At 54.0% G+C, this 15,446-nt stretch carries 16 protein-coding genes and 1 riboswitch; of the genes, 8 read left to right on the top strand and 8 right to left on the bottom strand.

What is annotated here, in order from left to right:
* The first annotated feature begins 553 nt into the window (after positions 1-553).
* Together purH and purD are read left to right on the top strand one after the other, a co-directional pair.
* Positions 554-2,143 carry a bifunctional phosphoribosylaminoimidazolecarboxamide formyltransferase/IMP cyclohydrolase gene (gene purH / locus WC5_RS16235; protein WP_001187547.1) on the top strand — a complete coding sequence of 530 codons (1,590 nt, stop codon included), beginning with the start codon at positions 554-556 and terminating at the stop codon, positions 2,141-2,143.
* 11 nt (positions 2,144-2,154) lie between these two features.
* Positions 2,155-3,444, top strand: a complete 1,290-nt coding sequence (gene purD / locus WC5_RS16230) for a phosphoribosylamine--glycine ligase (protein WP_000866814.1) — start codon at positions 2,155-2,157, stop codon at positions 3,442-3,444.
* On the opposite strand, the gene zraR is transcribed toward purD, so the two are convergent.
* Both zraR and zraS read right to left on the bottom strand, forming a co-directional pair.
* Positions 3,441-4,766: a sigma-54-dependent response regulator transcription factor ZraR gene (gene zraR, locus WC5_RS16225; protein WP_000148493.1), complete on the bottom strand. Its 1,326-nt coding sequence runs from the start codon at positions 4,764-4,766 to the stop codon at positions 3,441-3,443. The two genes, purD and zraR, sit on opposite strands and share 4 nt — an antisense overlap.
* Positions 4,763-6,160 (bottom strand): two-component system sensor histidine kinase ZraS, encoded by a 1,398-nt coding sequence (zraS, locus tag WC5_RS16220; RefSeq protein WP_001211891.1) that lies wholly within the window; start codon positions 6,158-6,160, stop codon positions 4,763-4,765. The genes zraR and zraS overlap by 4 nt, the downstream gene beginning before the upstream one ends.
* A 237-nt stretch (positions 6,161-6,397) precedes the next feature.
* Here zraS and zraP point away from each other — a divergent pair, with 237 nt between their 5' ends.
* Entirely contained in the window at positions 6,398-6,820 is a 423-nt protein-coding gene (gene zraP / locus WC5_RS16215) for a zinc resistance sensor/chaperone ZraP (RefSeq protein WP_010351356.1), read from the top strand.
* Between the two features lies 1 nt (position 6,821).
* Here zraP and WC5_RS16210 read toward each other — a convergent pair whose 3' ends face one another.
* The 6 genes from WC5_RS16210 to nudC all read right to left on the bottom strand — a co-directional run bounded on the left by WC5_RS16210 (position 6,822) and on the right by nudC (position 11,180).
* Entirely contained in the window at positions 6,822-7,517 is a 696-nt protein-coding gene (locus WC5_RS16210) for a DUF1481 domain-containing protein (protein ID WP_032159931.1), read from the bottom strand.
* Positions 7,518-7,529: 12 nt separating this feature from the next.
* Positions 7,530-7,802 (bottom strand): nucleoid-associated protein HU-alpha, encoded by a 273-nt coding sequence (hupA, locus tag WC5_RS16205; RefSeq protein WP_001044513.1) that lies wholly within the window; start codon positions 7,800-7,802, stop codon positions 7,530-7,532.
* Positions 7,803-7,988: 186 nt separating this feature from the next.
* Positions 7,989-8,579 carry a YjaG family protein gene (locus WC5_RS16200; protein WP_000940106.1) on the bottom strand — a complete coding sequence of 197 codons (591 nt, stop codon included), beginning with the start codon at positions 8,577-8,579 and terminating at the stop codon, positions 7,989-7,991.
* 42 nt (positions 8,580-8,621) lie between these two features.
* On the bottom strand, positions 8,622-9,293 hold the full coding sequence (gene nfi / locus WC5_RS16195) for a deoxyribonuclease V (protein WP_000362401.1): 672 nt from the start codon (positions 9,291-9,293) through the stop codon (positions 8,622-8,624).
* Positions 9,294-9,302: 9 nt separating this feature from the next.
* Complete coding sequence (hemE, locus tag WC5_RS16190) at positions 9,303-10,367, bottom strand: uroporphyrinogen decarboxylase (RefSeq protein WP_000137638.1); 1,065 nt, start codon at positions 10,365-10,367, stop codon at positions 9,303-9,305.
* A 39-nt stretch (positions 10,368-10,406) separates the two neighbouring features.
* On the bottom strand, positions 10,407-11,180 hold the full coding sequence (gene nudC / locus WC5_RS16185) for an NAD(+) diphosphatase (RefSeq protein ID WP_000373944.1): 774 nt from the start codon (positions 11,178-11,180) through the stop codon (positions 10,407-10,409).
* Between the two features lie 94 nt (positions 11,181-11,274).
* Between nudC and WC5_RS16180 the strand changes: the two genes are divergently transcribed.
* The 5 genes from WC5_RS16180 to thiS all read left to right on the top strand — a co-directional run bounded on the left by WC5_RS16180 (position 11,275) and on the right by thiS (position 15,446).
* The gene (locus WC5_RS16180) at positions 11,275-11,751 is read left to right on the top strand and encodes an Rsd/AlgQ family anti-sigma factor (protein WP_000934292.1); all 477 of its coding nucleotides are present in this window, start codon (positions 11,275-11,277) and stop codon (positions 11,749-11,751) included.
* Between the two features lie 51 nt (positions 11,752-11,802).
* A riboswitch (TPP riboswitch) is annotated at positions 11,803-11,903 on the top strand.
* Positions 11,904-11,983: 80 nt separating this feature from the next.
* Positions 11,984-13,879: a phosphomethylpyrimidine synthase ThiC gene (gene thiC, locus WC5_RS16175; protein WP_001276914.1), complete on the top strand. Its 1,896-nt coding sequence runs from the start codon at positions 11,984-11,986 to the stop codon at positions 13,877-13,879.
* Positions 13,879-14,514, top strand: coding sequence for a thiamine phosphate synthase (thiE, locus tag WC5_RS16170; protein WP_000284586.1), 636 nt, complete (start codon positions 13,879-13,881; stop codon positions 14,512-14,514). Before thiC ends, thiE begins: the two co-directional genes overlap by 1 nt.
* Positions 14,507-15,262, top strand: a complete 756-nt coding sequence (gene thiF / locus WC5_RS16165) for a thiazole biosynthesis adenylyltransferase ThiF (protein WP_000999756.1) — start codon at positions 14,507-14,509, stop codon at positions 15,260-15,262. Before thiE ends, thiF begins: the two co-directional genes overlap by 8 nt.
* Positions 15,246-15,446 (top strand): sulfur carrier protein ThiS, encoded by a 201-nt coding sequence (gene thiS / locus WC5_RS16160; protein ID WP_001166251.1) that lies wholly within the window; start codon positions 15,246-15,248, stop codon positions 15,444-15,446. Before thiF ends, thiS begins: the two co-directional genes overlap by 17 nt.

Genomic DNA, 15,446 nt, shown 5'->3' on the forward strand with positions numbered 1-15,446 from the left:
TATTCATTTATCGTCCGAGGACGTTAAGAATCCGTATCTTCGAGTGCCCACACAGATTGTCTGATAAATTGTTAAAGAGCAGTTGCGACGCGGCTTTCAGCTCACTGTCGCGAGGTGGCGTATATTACGCTTTCCTCTTTCAGAGTCAACCCTGAATTTCAGGATTTTTCTCTTCAACCGAACCGGCTGTTTGTGTGAAGTGATTCACATCCGCCGTGTCGATGGAGGCGCATTATAGGGAGTTCTCCTGAGGCCGCAATAGAAAAATTGCAAAAAAATGACTGACTGCTGCATTCCCCAGCAAAACCCCTATTTATACCTTTTTACGCACAGAGTTATCCACAATCATAAGCGTTATTTCTGTATTCCTGACCTGCTAACCACAATCGAAATGGTGCTCACCATCGAAACAAAAAAATTCGCGAGCGTTGCGCAAACGTTTTCGTTACAATGCGGGCGAAAAATAAAGATGCCCCGTTAGGGGCGTTAGCTGAGTTTTTCGCGAAAAATTCAGCTAACGCTCTCTGTAATAGTCAAATCCAGGGGATTTACCATGCAACAACGTCGTCCAGTCCGCCGCGCTCTGCTCAGTGTTTCTGACAAAGCAGGTATCGTCGAATTCGCTCAGGCACTTTCCGCACGCGGTGTGGAACTGCTATCTACAGGAGGCACAGCCCGACTGTTAGCAGAAAAGGGTCTGCCGGTGACCGAAGTTTCCGATTACACCGGTTTCCCCGAGATGATGGATGGACGTGTGAAGACTCTGCATCCGAAAGTACATGGTGGCATTCTGGGCCGTCGCGGCCAGGACGATGCCATTATGGAAGAACATCAGATCCAACCTATCGATATGGTGGTTGTTAACCTGTATCCGTTCGCCCAGACCGTTGCCCGTGAAGGCTGCTCGCTGGAAGATGCGGTTGAGAACATCGATATCGGCGGCCCAACGATGGTGCGCTCCGCAGCCAAGAACCATAAAGATGTCGCTATCGTAGTAAAGAGCAGCGACTACGACGCCATTATTAAAGAGATGGATGCCAACGAAGGATCGCTTCTGCTTGCAACCCGTTTCGACCTCGCTATCAAAGCCTTCGAACACACAGCCGCCTACGACAGCATGATTGCCAACTACTTCGGCAGCATGGTTCCGGCTTACCACGGTGAAAGCAAAGAAGCCGCCGGTCGCTTCCCACGCACGCTGAATCTGAACTTCATTAAGAAGCAGGATATGCGCTACGGCGAGAACAGCCACCAGCAGGCTGCCTTCTATATAGAAGAGAATGTGAAAGAAGCCTCTGTTGCCACCGCAACCCAGGTTCAGGGTAAAGCCCTGTCCTACAACAACATCGCCGATACCGATGCGGCGCTGGAGTGCGTAAAAGAGTTTGCAGAACCAGCCTGTGTCATTGTGAAACACGCTAACCCTTGCGGCGTAGCTATCGGCAATTCCATTCTTGATGCTTACGATCGTGCGTATAAAACCGACCCAACCTCCGCATTCGGCGGCATTATCGCCTTTAACCGCGAGCTGGATACTGAAACAGCACAGGCCATCATTTCTCGTCAGTTTGTCGAAGTAATTATTGCACCGTCCGCCAGCGAAGAAGCCCTGAAAATCACCGCCGCCAAGCAGAACGTACGCGTTCTGACCTGTGGTCAGTGGGGCGAACGTATTCCAGGTCTTGATTTCAAACGCGTGAACGGCGGTCTGCTGGTTCAGGATCGCGATCTGGGCATGGTCGGTGCAGAAGAACTGCGCGTCGTCACCAAACGTCAGCCGACTGAACAGGAGCTGCGTGATGCGCTGTTCTGCTGGAAAGTGGCGAAGTTCGTGAAATCCAACGCCATCGTTTATGCCAAAAACAATATGACCATCGGGATTGGCGCAGGCCAGATGAGCCGCGTGTACTCCGCCAAAATCGCCGGCATTAAAGCTGCCGATGAAGGTCTGGAAGTCAAAGGTTCCTCGATGGCTTCTGACGCGTTCTTCCCGTTCCGTGACGGTATTGATGCTGCCGCCGCTGCCGGCGTGACCTGCGTAATCCAGCCTGGCGGTTCTATCCGTGATGACGAAGTGATTGCTGCCGCCGACGAGCACGGTATTGCAATGCTCTTCACCGACATGCGCCACTTCCGCCATTAATGGAGCGACAGATGAAAGTATTAGTGATTGGTAACGGCGGACGCGAGCACGCACTGGCCTGGAAAGCGGCGCAATCGCCGCTGGTTGAGACTGTTTTTGTTGCTCCGGGTAACGCTGGCACTGCGCTGGAGCCTGCACTGCAAAACGTCGCTATCGGCGTGACCGATATCCCGGCGCTGCTGGATTTCGCGCAAAACGAAAAGATTGATCTAACCATCGTCGGCCCGGAAGCGCCGCTGGTGAAAGGCGTGGTCGATACCTTCCGCGCCGCCGGGCTGAAAATCTTCGGCCCAACCGCAGGCGCCGCGCAACTGGAAGGCTCGAAAGCGTTTACCAAAGATTTCCTGGCCCGCCATAAGATCCCTACAGCGGAATACCAGAACTTCACCGAGGTAGAACCTGCGCTGGCGTATCTGCGTGAGAAAGGTGCCCCCATCGTCATTAAAGCTGACGGTCTGGCCGCCGGTAAAGGCGTTATCGTCGCGATGACGCTGGAAGAAGCCGAAGCGGCTGTTCACGATATGCTGGCGGGCAACGCCTTTGGCGACGCGGGTCATCGCATTGTTATCGAAGAGTTCCTCGATGGCGAAGAAGCGAGCTTTATAGTAATGGTTGACGGTGAGCATGTGCTGCCGATGGCCACCAGCCAGGATCACAAACGCGTAGGCGATAAAGATACCGGGCCGAACACTGGCGGAATGGGCGCTTACTCCCCTGCGCCGGTAGTGACCGATGAAGTTCATCAGCGCACCATGGAACGTATCATCTGGCCAACCGTGAAAGGCATGGCGGCGGAAGGCAATACCTACACCGGTTTTCTCTATGCAGGTTTGATGATCGACAAACAGGGCAACCCGAAGGTTATCGAATTTAACTGCCGCTTTGGCGATCCAGAAACCCAGCCGATTATGCTGCGCATGAAGTCCGATCTGGTTGAGCTCTGCCTGGCAGCCTGTGAAGGCAAGCTGGACGAGAAAACATCCGAGTGGGATGAACGCGCTTCTCTCGGCGTGGTGATGGCTGCGGGTGGATATCCGGGCGATTATCGCACTGGCGATGTGATCCACGGCCTGCCGCTGGAAGAAGTCGAAGGCGGCAAAGTGTTCCACGCGGGCACGAAACTGGCGGATGACGAGCAGGTAGTGACCAGCGGCGGGCGCGTACTGTGCGTCACCGCGCTGGGTCATACCGTAGCAGAAGCGCAGAAACGCGCTTATGCCTTAATGACCGATATCCACTGGGATGACTGCTTCTGCCGGAAAGATATCGGCTGGCGCGCTATCGAACGCGAGCAGAACTAACGCGACAGTTTTGCCAATAGCGTTTTGCGCGTAATCCCTAACTGACGGGCGGCTTCGGTTTTGTTGCCGCCCGTTTTCTCCAGCGCCGCCAGAATCACCTCTTTTTCCACTTCCACCAACGGCTGAATGTCCTGAGTTTGCGCCAGCGGGATCGGCGTACTGGCAATCGCCAGCGGCAGCTCGCGTTCGGAAATATATTCCCCGGTCAGCAGCACCACTGCCCGTTCTACCGCGTTTTCCAGTTCGCGAATATTTCCCGGCCAGTCGTAGTGAATCAGCAGATCCATCGCCTGGGGCGTAAAACCTTTTATCGCCTTGCGATTGCGTTCAGCAAATCGTTGCAGAAAATGGTCAGCCAGCAGGGGAATATCCTCCCGTCGTTGCCGCAGCGACGGTACTTCAATTGCCACCACGTTCAGCCGATAGTAGAGATCCTGGCGAAAACGCCCGGCCTTTACCTCAGCGGCAAGATCGCGATGGGTCGCCGCAATCAGCCGGACATCAACCGAGATGGTCTGGTTGCTGCCGACACGCTGAACTTCGCGCTCCTGAATCGCACGCAGCAGACGAACCTGCATCATCGGCGAGATATCTCCAATTTCATCGAGAAACAACGTGCCGCCATCCGCCTCAACAAAGCGCCCTTCCCGGCGTTTATCAGCTCCAGTAAACGCCCCTTTTTCGTGACCGAACAATTCAGATTCCAGCAAGGATTCGTTGAGTGCCGCACAGTTGAGCGTTACCAGTGGTTTTTCACTCCGTGCGCTACTGGCGTGAATCGCCCTGGCGACCAGCTCTTTACCGGTGCCGGAATCGCCGTGGATCAGCACCGTGGCTTCCGATGGCGCGACGAGGGCGATTTCACTGAGCAGGTGTTGCATCGCCGGGCTTTTACCGACCATACCGAACTGGCTGGCAGACACCGCAGGCGTTTCAGCGTCAACACTGTGCGTATGTGCGAGCGCCTTTTCCAGCGTCGCCTGCAGGTTATCGAAATCCAGCGGCTTGATGAGATAATCCAGCGCCCCAGTTTTCAGTGCCTCTACCGCCGTCTCGACGCTGGAGTAAGCGGTCATAATCAGTACAGGAATCGCCGGATTTAACGCTTTGATCTCTTTTAGCGTGGCGATGCCGTCCATCTCCGCCATTCGCACATCGCAAAGTACAAGATCAAAAACCTGTTCCCGCACCTGCGCCAGCGCCTGTTGCCCACTATTCGCCAGCGCGACGTTATAGCCCCAGCCGCGCAGCAATGCCTGCAAGATGGTGCAGTGGCTAATGTCATCATCCACCACCAGAATATCGATATTATCGTGCGTCATCCTTGTGGGTCCTTACGCGTAATATTGACCGGAAACCAGAGGGTGAACGTTGCGCCTTTTCCCTCCTGGCTTGCGACCTGAATTGTACCACCGTGTTGTTCAACAATATTATGCACGACCGCCAGCCCCAGTCCGGTGCCTTCGGCTTTGGTGGTGAAGTATGGGGTGAAGATGGCTTCAAGCTGATCCGCCGCAATTCCTTTACCGCTGTCGGTAACGCTGATTTTCACGCCAGCACCGCTTTCGCTGGCCGTCACGCTAATCACGCCATGCTGACCAATCGCCTGAATGGCATTGAGATAGAGATTCAACAAGACCTGGGTCAGTCGGTCCGGATCGGCCTGAATTTGCGGCAACGTGTCGTTGGCAGTAAAGCGTAACTGGATCTCCCGGCTGTTTGCATCCTGGCTCACCAGCTGTAATGAATGGTTAATCAAGGTATTGAGATCCACCGCCTGCAAAGCCAGGTGCGTTGGCTTGACCAGTTCCAGCAACTCACTCACCACACGATTCAAACGGTCGGACTCTTTCGCCATTACCTGCGCCAGTTGATGCGCTTCCCCGCCCTCTGGTGCTCGTTCGGCAAAGTATTTCGCCAGCCCTTTAATTGAGGAAAGCGGATTGCGAATTTCATGGGCAACGCCTGCCGCCAGATGCCCCAGCGCCACCAGCTTCTCTTTGCGCTTCATCTCATCCTGTAGAAGCTTGCGCGAGCGCAGATATCGGCGATACCAGAAGAATGACAACACGCTTGCCAGCAGTACCGTCGCCAGGGCGAAGAGGATAATCAGGGTGTTGCGCTTCTCCCCAATCTGGGTTGCAACCAGATCACTGGCATCAACAGCGATAAAGATAGCCTGTTGTGCTTCTGCCTGTGGCACAGCTTTTCCGTTACAGCGCGGCATATTGTGCATACCATGCCGCCAGGGAGCTGACATTGGCTGGAACAAACGATAGACCTCAAGCGCAGGCGCAGTTTCCGCTTTCTCAAGCAGTCGCCAGCGGGAGTTTTCCTCTGGCTTTAACTGCTGCATTTCATCTGGCGAATAGAGTGCACGCCCGACCATTTCGGGGTCACTGTGAAGAATGATGATGCCCTGGGCATCGGTGACAGCAAACCACAATACCCCCGGCTGGCCTGCAATCTCTTCCAGAAGTGCCTGCTGCTGCATATGGTGCATTCGCATCCCCATCCCTACGCGACTTCCCGACTCCAGAGCGCGAATAAGCACATTACCTTTTTCCAGTAATGCCTGGCGATCGGCCTCGCTTGCCCGCCCATAATCGCGAATCACCGTCACCGCAAACAACCCTACCAGCCCAACAATGACCACGGGGAGGATCGCGCTTAACCATTTAGCTAAGGAGTCTTTAGAACGTTGCATAAAACGCATCTTCTTCTTTGCCTGTTCATCCCTTTTTGACAGCAGAAATCATGCCATCTTTTATCAGCGCTTACCCTGCGCTGTAACACAAAGGCTTAAGTTTCAATGAGTAAAAATGACTCGCTACCCGCAGCAGGCGAGTCATTTTTACTCGTTTATCATGCCAGATTACCCGTCATATCAGCGTTTCATCGTTGGCACGGAAGATGCAATACCCGAAGTAAGACAACCACTGGAGGATTAACCATGAAACGGAACACGAAAATTGCCCTGGTGATGATGGCGCTTTCAGCAATGGCGATGGGATCGACATCTGCATTTGCTCACGGCGGACACGGTATGTGGCAGCAAAATGCCGCGCCTTTGACCAGCGAACAACAGACGGCGTGGCAGAAAATCCATAATGACTTTTACGCCCAAAGCAGCGCGCTGCAACAGCAACTGGTGACGAAGCGTTATGAATACAACGCTCTATTAGCCGCTAACCCACCGGATAGCAGCAAAATTAACGCGGTCGCCAAAGAGATGGAGAATTTGCGTCAGTCGTTAGATGAGTTGCGGGTGAAACGGGATATCGCGATGGCTGAAGCAGGTATTCCGCGCGGTGCCGGAATGGGCATGGGTTACGGCGGCTGTGGTGGTGGTCATATGGGTATGGGCCACTGGTAAACTAGAACGTTTTCTCGTTGGGTTGCCAGCGACAGAAATCAGAGTTTGCCACTAACAGTAATTGCGAACCTTCGGGCGCTTCCAGCCATGCCACGCTGACATCAACAGAAGAGCGGCTCTGGCGGCGCTCGATATGCGCTATCGCCTGTGAATCTAAATCAGGTTTAATGGTTTGCCCTTCGCAGGTGGTCACGGTCTGTTCCATCTCATGCCAGCGCCCCTGGCGCAGCACCACTCTCCCCTGGCGTAAAGCATCGCTAATTTGGCGGATTTGGTCAGCACGATAACGGTATAAATCGATTTGGTCGTTAGAAAGCTGCTGCTTTTCCCCATCGGATTCACGTTGCATAAAGCTCAGATCACCGCGATCGTCAAAACGCGCACGAATGTTCACCGGCGGTTTGCTGTAAACATTGATATTGATGAGCGTGAGGTTATCGCCCTGCCAGCGATACTCTCGCGTCGTGGTATCGCCACTGCGCCACGGACTGAACACAGCAAGCAAATGCACATTATCGCCGCTGTCTTTTCGCCAGATACGTACCGCGCCCTGGTCTTCAGCAAAACCACTGGCGGTAAAGGGAGGAAGTGAAGAGTTGTGGCTACAGGCAGTAAGAAACAGAGCGCCCGCCAGCATCAATGATCGACGCCAGAAAGACAAAAGGGGTGAAACCACCCCTTCGTTAAAACTGTTCACTGCCACGCAATCTTACTTAACTGCGTCTTTCAGTGCCTTGCCAGAAACAAATGCCGGTACGTTAGCTGCGGCGATTTTGATTTCTTTACCGGTCTGCGGGTTGCGGCCAGTACGCTCAGCGCGGTGGTTCACTTTGAAGGTTCCGAAACCAACCAGTTGTACAGCATCGCCTTCTTTCAGAGACTCAGTAATTGCAGCCAGAGTGGACTCCAGAGCAGCTTTAGCCTGGGTTTTGGACAGTTCTGCTTTCTCTGCAATTACATCAATCAGTTGAGTCTTGTTCATAAGTTATCCTTACAATGTGTTTATCGCTTGCTAAGCATCGAGTGCGACGGAAATGCCAGAATAGCACTCTCCTGCATACACGCACCGATAGCCACTTTTTTTCGCCCCCCAAATGTAGACCAGACGGGGGGCGAAAGGGAAGACTCCAGGTACGACAAATCAGGCGTTAATTCACGTTTTCTGGTCTTATTGCTGAAAAATTATACCAATATTGCTCTCACCCGCCTCACGCAGGTCGGCTCTAAGGCCTTTTATCAGCTCAATGTCACGTTCTTCACACTCGGCTAAAAGTCGGAATATTTCCCACTGAATGTCCCATTCTTGCTCAACGGCTGGGTTTTCTTTCAGCTCTTCATCGCTCATTTCGCGACCAGCCTGAGTCATTTCCAGCATCGCAACGGTAGTGATGGAGGTCTTACTCACTTCCACCGCATGTTCGAGCGTTTCGCCACTCAAACGCGAATGAACCAGTTCACTTAACGCCACGCAGGCATCGATTGCCGGATAAACGCCGTACAGATCGAAATCGTCCGCTGAAGGAATCGCTTCCTCAAATTTCTCCAGTTGGCTGTCGAAATTCACTTTTGCGTCTTTGACGGTCAGTGTTTCCCAGATGAGATCGAGAATACGGCGGTAAATTTGCCCATCACCAAAACCGGTTTGCTGGCAGAACATAGCGTAATTAGGGTACATGCGTTCGCATAAGCAAGCCATGAAAGTGACATGCTGCCAGCTTTCCAGGCGCTCCAGACGCAGATGAATCGGATTTTGTAACATGTTGAGTTCTCAAATACGGAAATTATCCGCAGTTTACCTGAATTAGGGCTGATTTGCTGTATAGCGCACAAATGCCGGACGTTCCGAGGCCACGGCATCCGCCCAGCGCGTTGGCTCCGGCAGACGATAGCCTTTCATGCAGCGTTGTACCCACGCCAGCGCGCTATCCACGCTGACCCGATGACCCGTAGCGATAAACAGCGGGTTGCAGCGTGCTTTGCTGCGCCAGACCCAGGCCAGCTGCTCGCCTTTATCCATCAGCGGCGCCAGCGCGCCCGGTTCGCTGGAGAGCGGTTCGAATTTACCGCAGAGCCGTTTTTTCGCCACGCCTATCGTTGGCACATCCACCAATAAGCCAAAATGGCTGGCGACACCAAGACGGCGAGGATGCGAGATCCCATGACCATCGACAAACACTAAATCCGGCTTTTGCGACAGCATCTCCCACGCTGCCAGCAGCGCAGGATATTCGCGGAAGGAGAGAAAACCAGGAATGTAAGGCATGGTGGTGGCGATGCGGGCCACTTTATACTCCACCAGCTCAAGCGAGGGGTATTTCAGCAGCACCATCGCCGCTCGCGTCACTTCTCCGCCCTGCTCAAACCCGACATCGGCTCCAGCGATCAGATCCGGTGGATCTTTATCAAGTCGATCCTCGCGGATCACAGAAGAAGCCAGTTCAAGTTGTTGTGTGCGTAATGACGCGAGATCCATAACCACTCCTTACTGATGATAAGGCGCAGACAGGCGATGCACTGCCTCCACAAACACGCCAGCATGTTCTGGCGGCACATCCTGATGAATGCCGTGACCAAGGTTAAAGACATGACCTTCGCCGTGACCGAAACCTGCAAGTATAGTCGCTACTTCTTCTTCAATTCGGGCTGGCGGCGCGTACAGCATCGACGGGTCCATATTGCCCTGCAACGCGACTTTATTACCCACGCGGCGGCGCGCATCGGCGATATCGGTTGTCCAGTCCAGTCCCAGCGCATCGCAACCGGTTTCTGCCATGGCTTCCAGCCACTGTCCGCCGCCTTTGGTAAACAGCGTGACGGGCACGCGGCGACCGTCGTTTTCACGCAATAAACCATCAACAATTTTATGCATGTAATAGAGCGAGAATTGTTGGTAGTCGCGCCCGGTAAGCACGCCGCCCCAGGTGTCAAAAATCATCACTGCCTGAGCACCGGCTTTAATCTGCGCGTTCAGATACAGGGTGACGCTTTTCGCCAGTTTATCGAGCAGAGCGTGCAGTGCCTGCGGATCGGCATACATCATTTTTTTGATCACGGTGAAGGCTTTGCTGCTGCCGCCTTCCACCATGTAGGTCGCCAGCGTCCACGGGCTGCCGGAAAAACCAATCAGCGGCACGTCGCCTTTCAGTTCGCGACGAATGGTACGCACCGCGTTCATCACGTAACCCAGCTCATCTTCCGGGTCCGGAATTGGCAGTTTATCGACGTCAGCTTTGCAGGTGACTGGCGAGGTAAAACGCGGGCCTTCTCCGGCTTCAAAATAGAGCCCCAATCCCATCGCGTCCGGAACGGTGAGGATATCGGAAAAGAGGATCGCCGCGTCCAGCGGATAGCGACGCAACGGTTGCAAAGTCACTTCGCACGCCAGTTCGGCATTTTTGCACAGCGACATAAAATCGCCCGCTTGGGCGCGCGTGGCTTTATATTCTGGTAGATAGCGACCCGCCTGGCGCATCATCCATACTGGAGTGACATCAACGGGCTGGCGCAGCAGCGCCCGCAGATAACGATCGTTTTTAAGTTCGGTCATTTTGGCTATTCCTTAGTGCGTCAGGCGGTCAGTGTATCATCACTCATACTCTGCCCGACACATCGCCACCGTATCTTCTATCAGGCGGCGCGCCACGGTGCCGGGCGGTGGCAGTAAGGGTAAATCGTCGTAGCGATACCAGTTCGCCTCCAGCAGTTCTTTCGGGTCAATCACGATGTCGCCGCTGTCATAGTCCGCCATAAACGCAGTCATTAATGACTGAGGAAACGGCCACGGCTGAGAAGTCACGTAACGCAGGTTTTTGACTTTGATGCCACTCTCTTCCATTACTTCCCGCGCGACCGCCTGTTCGAGGGTTTCGCCCACTTCGACGAATCCGGCAAGTACCGTATGGACACCGTTACGATGGCGGGTATGCTGAGCAAGCAGGATCGAATCATTGCGGCGGATGGCAACGATAATGCAGGGGGCGATTTGCGGATAGTAACGCTCACGGCAGTGACTGCACAGCATCGCCCATTCTGTTTTGCTCGGGTACATTTCATGCCCGCAATACCCGCAGTATTTATGCGAGCGGTAAAACTCCGCCAGTTGCACGCCGCGTCCGGCTAGTTGAAACAACCCGACGTCCAGATCAATGACCTGGCGCACCGAGCCCATATCATGGCGACGCTGCTGTTGAACTAGCCAAACAGGTTCCCCCTGCCATTCGCCGATTTGTAGTGCGCGCTGACCCACAAGATCGAAATTTGCCGCTTCGCCATATGGCAATTCTCCCTTCGGCAACCATAATTTTTGCTCATGACTGACGACCCACCAGCCGTGATCTAATTTTTCAATTATACGATCCATAGCTCTTGCACTACCTTTGCATCACTGGCATGTTTAACATGGTTTTTACATTTCTCACTGAGCAGTTTTTGAATACAAACTTGCGGAGTCAATCATGCTTAACCAGCTCGATAACCTGACGGAGCACGTCAGAGGAAGTAACAAACTGGTTGATCGCTGGCTACATGTACGTAAGCATCTGCTCGTGGCTTACTACAATCTGGTTGGCATTAAGCCTGGCAAAGAATCGTACATGAGGCTAAACGAAAAAGCCCTTGATGATTTTTGCCAGAGTCTGGTCGATTATCTGTCTGCCGGACATTTCAGTATTTATGAGCGCATTCTCCATAAGCTGGAAGGCAACGGGCAACTCGCGCGCGCCGCAAAGATTTGGCCGCAACTGGAAGCCAATACACAACAGATTATGGATTACTACGATTCCAGCCTGGAAACCGCCATCGATCATGATAATTACCTTGAGTTTCAACAGGTTTTATCTGATATCGGCGAGGCGCTGGAAGCACGCTTTGTACTGGAAGATAAGCTGATTCTGCTGGTGCTTGATGCCGCCCGCGTCAAACATCTTGCTTGAGTTCTGCGCTGTTAACGCGTAATTTACATTCAACGCCCCGTTTTCGGGGCTAATTTCTTGTCGGAGTGCCTTAACTGGCTGAGACCGTTTATTCGGGATCCGCGGAACCTGATCAGGCTAATACCTGCGAAGGGAACAAGAGTTAATCTGCTATCGCATCGCCCCTGCGGCGATCGTCTCTTGCTTCATCCGTCGTCTGACAAGCCACGTCCTTAACTTTTTGGAATGAGCTATGTCTGCAACAAAACTAACCCGCCGCGAACAACGCGCCCAGGCCCAACATTTTATCGACACCCTGGAAGGCACCGCCTTTCCCAACTCAAAACGCATTTATATCACTGGCACACAACCCGGCGTGCGCGTGCCGATGCGTGAGATCCAGCTTAGCCCGACGCTAATTGGCGGTAGCAAAGAACAGCCGCAGTACGAAGAAAACGAAGCGATTCCGGTCTACGACACCTCCGGCCCGTATGGCGATCCGCAGATTGCCATTAACGTTCAGCAAGGGCTGGCAAAACTACGCCAGCCGTGGATCGATGCGCGCGGCGATACCGAAGAACTTACCGTGCGCAGCTCCGATTACACTAAAGCGCGGCTGGCAGATGATGGCCTCGACGAGCTGCGTTTTAGCGGCGTCTTGACGCCAAAACGCGCCAAAGCAGGCCGCCGCGTCACACAGCTGCACTACGCCCGCCGGGGCATCATCACACCTGAGATGGAATTCATCGCCATTCGCGAGAATATGGGGCGCGAGCGCATTCGTAGCAAAGTTTTGCGCCACCAGCATCCGGGAATGAGCCTTGGCGCGCGTCTGCCGGAAAATATCACTGCGGAATTTGTCCGTGATGAAGTCGCTGCCGGACGCGCGATTATCCCCGCCAACATTAATCATCCTGAATCAGAGCCGATGATTATTGGTCGTAACTTCCTGGTAAAAGTTAACGCTAATATCGGCAACTCGGCGGTCACCTCTTCCATCGAAGAAGAAGTGGAAAAGCTGGTGTGGTCTACGCGCTGGGGAGCGGATACGGTGATGGATCTTTCCACCGGCCGCTATATTCACGAAACCCGCGAATGGATTTTACGTAACAGCCCGGTGCCGATTGGTACTGTGCCGATCTACCAGGCGCTGGAAAAGGTTAACGGGATCGCGGAAGATCTTACCTGGGAAGCGTTCCGCGACACGCTGCTGGAACAGGCCGAACAGGGCGTAGATTACTTCACGATTCATGCGGGCGTTCTCCTGCGCTACGTGCCAATGACCGCGAAACGCCTGACCGGTATTGTGTCGCGCGGCGGTTCGATTATGGCGAAATGGTGCCTCTCCCATCATAAGGAAAACTTCCTCTATCAACACTTCCGTGAAATTTGTGAAATCTGCGCCGCCTATGACGTTTCGCTGTCGCTGGGCGACGGCCTGCGACCCGGTTCGATTCAGGACGCCAACGATGAAGCGCAATTTGCCGAGCTGCATACGCTGGGCGAACTGACCAAAATCGCCTGGGAATATGACGTACAGGTGATGATTGAAGGCCCCGGGCATGTGCCGATGCAGATGATTCGTCGCAATATGACCGAGGAGTTAGAGCACTGCCATGAAGCGCCGTTCTATACCCTCGGGCCGCTAACTACCGATATCGCACCGGGCTATGACCACTTCACGTCGGGGATTGGCGCGGCGATGATCGGCTGGTTTGGCTGCGCGATGCTCTGTTACGTAACGCCGAAAGAGCACCTGGGTCTGCCTAATAAAGAAGATGTTAAGCAAGGGCTTATCACCTATAAGATTGCCGCCCACGCTGCCGACCTGGCAAAAGGGCATCCGGGCGCGCAAATTCGCGATAACGCCATGTCGAAAGCCCGCTTCGAATTTCGCTGGGAAGACCAGTTTAATCTGGCTCTCGACCCGTTTACCGCCCGCGCTTATCACGATGAAACCCTGCCGCAAGAGTCCGGCAAAGTCGCCCATTTTTGCTCCATGTGCGGGCCGAAATTCTGCTCAATGAAAATTAGCCAGGAGGTGCGCGATTACGCCGCCGCGCAAACCATTGAAGTGGGAATGGCGGATATGTCGGAGAACTTCCGCGCCAGAGGCGGAGACATCTATCTGCGTAAGGAGGAAGCGTGATGTATCAGCCTGATTTTCCTCCTGTACCTTTTCATTTAGGACTGTACCCGGTGGTGGACAGCGTACAGTGGATCGAACGTCTGCTGGACGCTGGCGTGCGAACCCTCCAGCTACGCATCAAAGATCAGCGCGATGAAGAGGTGGAAGCCGATGTAGTAGCGGCAATTGCGCTGGGTCGCCGCTATAACGCGCGGCTGTTTATTAATGATTACTGGCGGCTGGCGATCAAGCATCAGGCATATGGCGTCCATCTGGGGCAGGAAGATTTGCAATCTACCGATCTTGAGGCCATCCGCGCGGCAGGCCTGCGGCTGGGCGTTTCGACCCATGACGATATGGAAATCGACGTCGCGCTGGCAGCTCGCCCTTCTTATATCGCGCTGGGACATGTGTTCCCGACACAAACCAAACAGATGCCTTCTGCACCGCAGGGGCTGGAGCAACTGGCACGGCATATTGAGCGTCTGGGGGATTATCCCTCCGTGGCGATTGGCGGTATCAGTCTGGCGCGCGCGCCTGCGGTGATGGCGACGGGTGTCGGCAGTATCGCCGTCGTCAGTGCCATTACCCAGGCGGCAGACTGGCGTTTGGCAACTGCACAATTGCTGGAAATAGCAGGAGTTGGCGATGAATGACCGTGACTTTATGCGTTACAGCCGTCAAATCCTGCTCGATGATATCGCTCTTGAAGGGCAGCAAAAACTGCTCGACAGCCAGGTACTGATTATCGGCCTTGGCGGGCTGGGTACGCCCGCTGCGTTGTACCTGGCGGGTGCTGGCGTCGGGACGCTGGTACTGGCAGATGACGACGATGTGCATTTAAGCAATCTGCAACGACAAATCCTCTTTACCACTGAAGATATCGATCGCCCGAAATCGCAGGTCTGCCAACAACGACTGACACAGTTAAATCCCGATATTCAACTGACGGCATTACAACAACGGTTAACGGGTGAGGCGTTAAAAGATGCGGTAGCACAAGCCGATGTAGTGCTCGACTGTACTGACAATATGGCGACTCGACAGGAGATTAATGCCGCTTGCGTGGCACTCAACACGCCGCTTATTACCGCCAGCGCGGTCGGATTTGGCGGTCAGTTGATGGTATTAACGCCGCCCTGGGAGCACGGTTGTTACCGCTGCCTGTGGCCGGATAACCAGGAGCCAAAACGCAACTGCCGCACGGCAGGCGTGGTTGGCCCGGTGGTCGGAGTAATGGGCACTTTGCAGGCACTGGAAGCAATTAAGTTATTGAGCGGTATAGAGACGCCAGCGGGAGAACTCCGACTGTTCGACGGTAAATCGAGCCAGTGGCGCAGCCTGGCGTTGCGCCGTGCCAATGATTGCCCGGTATGTGGAGGATGCAATGCAGATCCTGTTTAACGACCAACCGATGCAGTGCGTCGCCGGACAAACTGTTCACGAGCTGCTGGAACAACTCGATCAGCTAAAAGTGGGCGCGGCACTGGCGATTAATCAGCAAATCGTCCCGCGTGAGCAGTGGGCACAACATATCGTGCAGGATGGTGACCAGATCCTGCTTTTTCAGGTTATTGCAGGAGGTTGA

This window comes from Escherichia sp. KTE114 (assembly GCF_000407765.1).
GTDB classification, from domain to species: Bacteria; Pseudomonadota; Gammaproteobacteria; order Enterobacterales; family Enterobacteriaceae; genus Escherichia; species Escherichia ruysiae.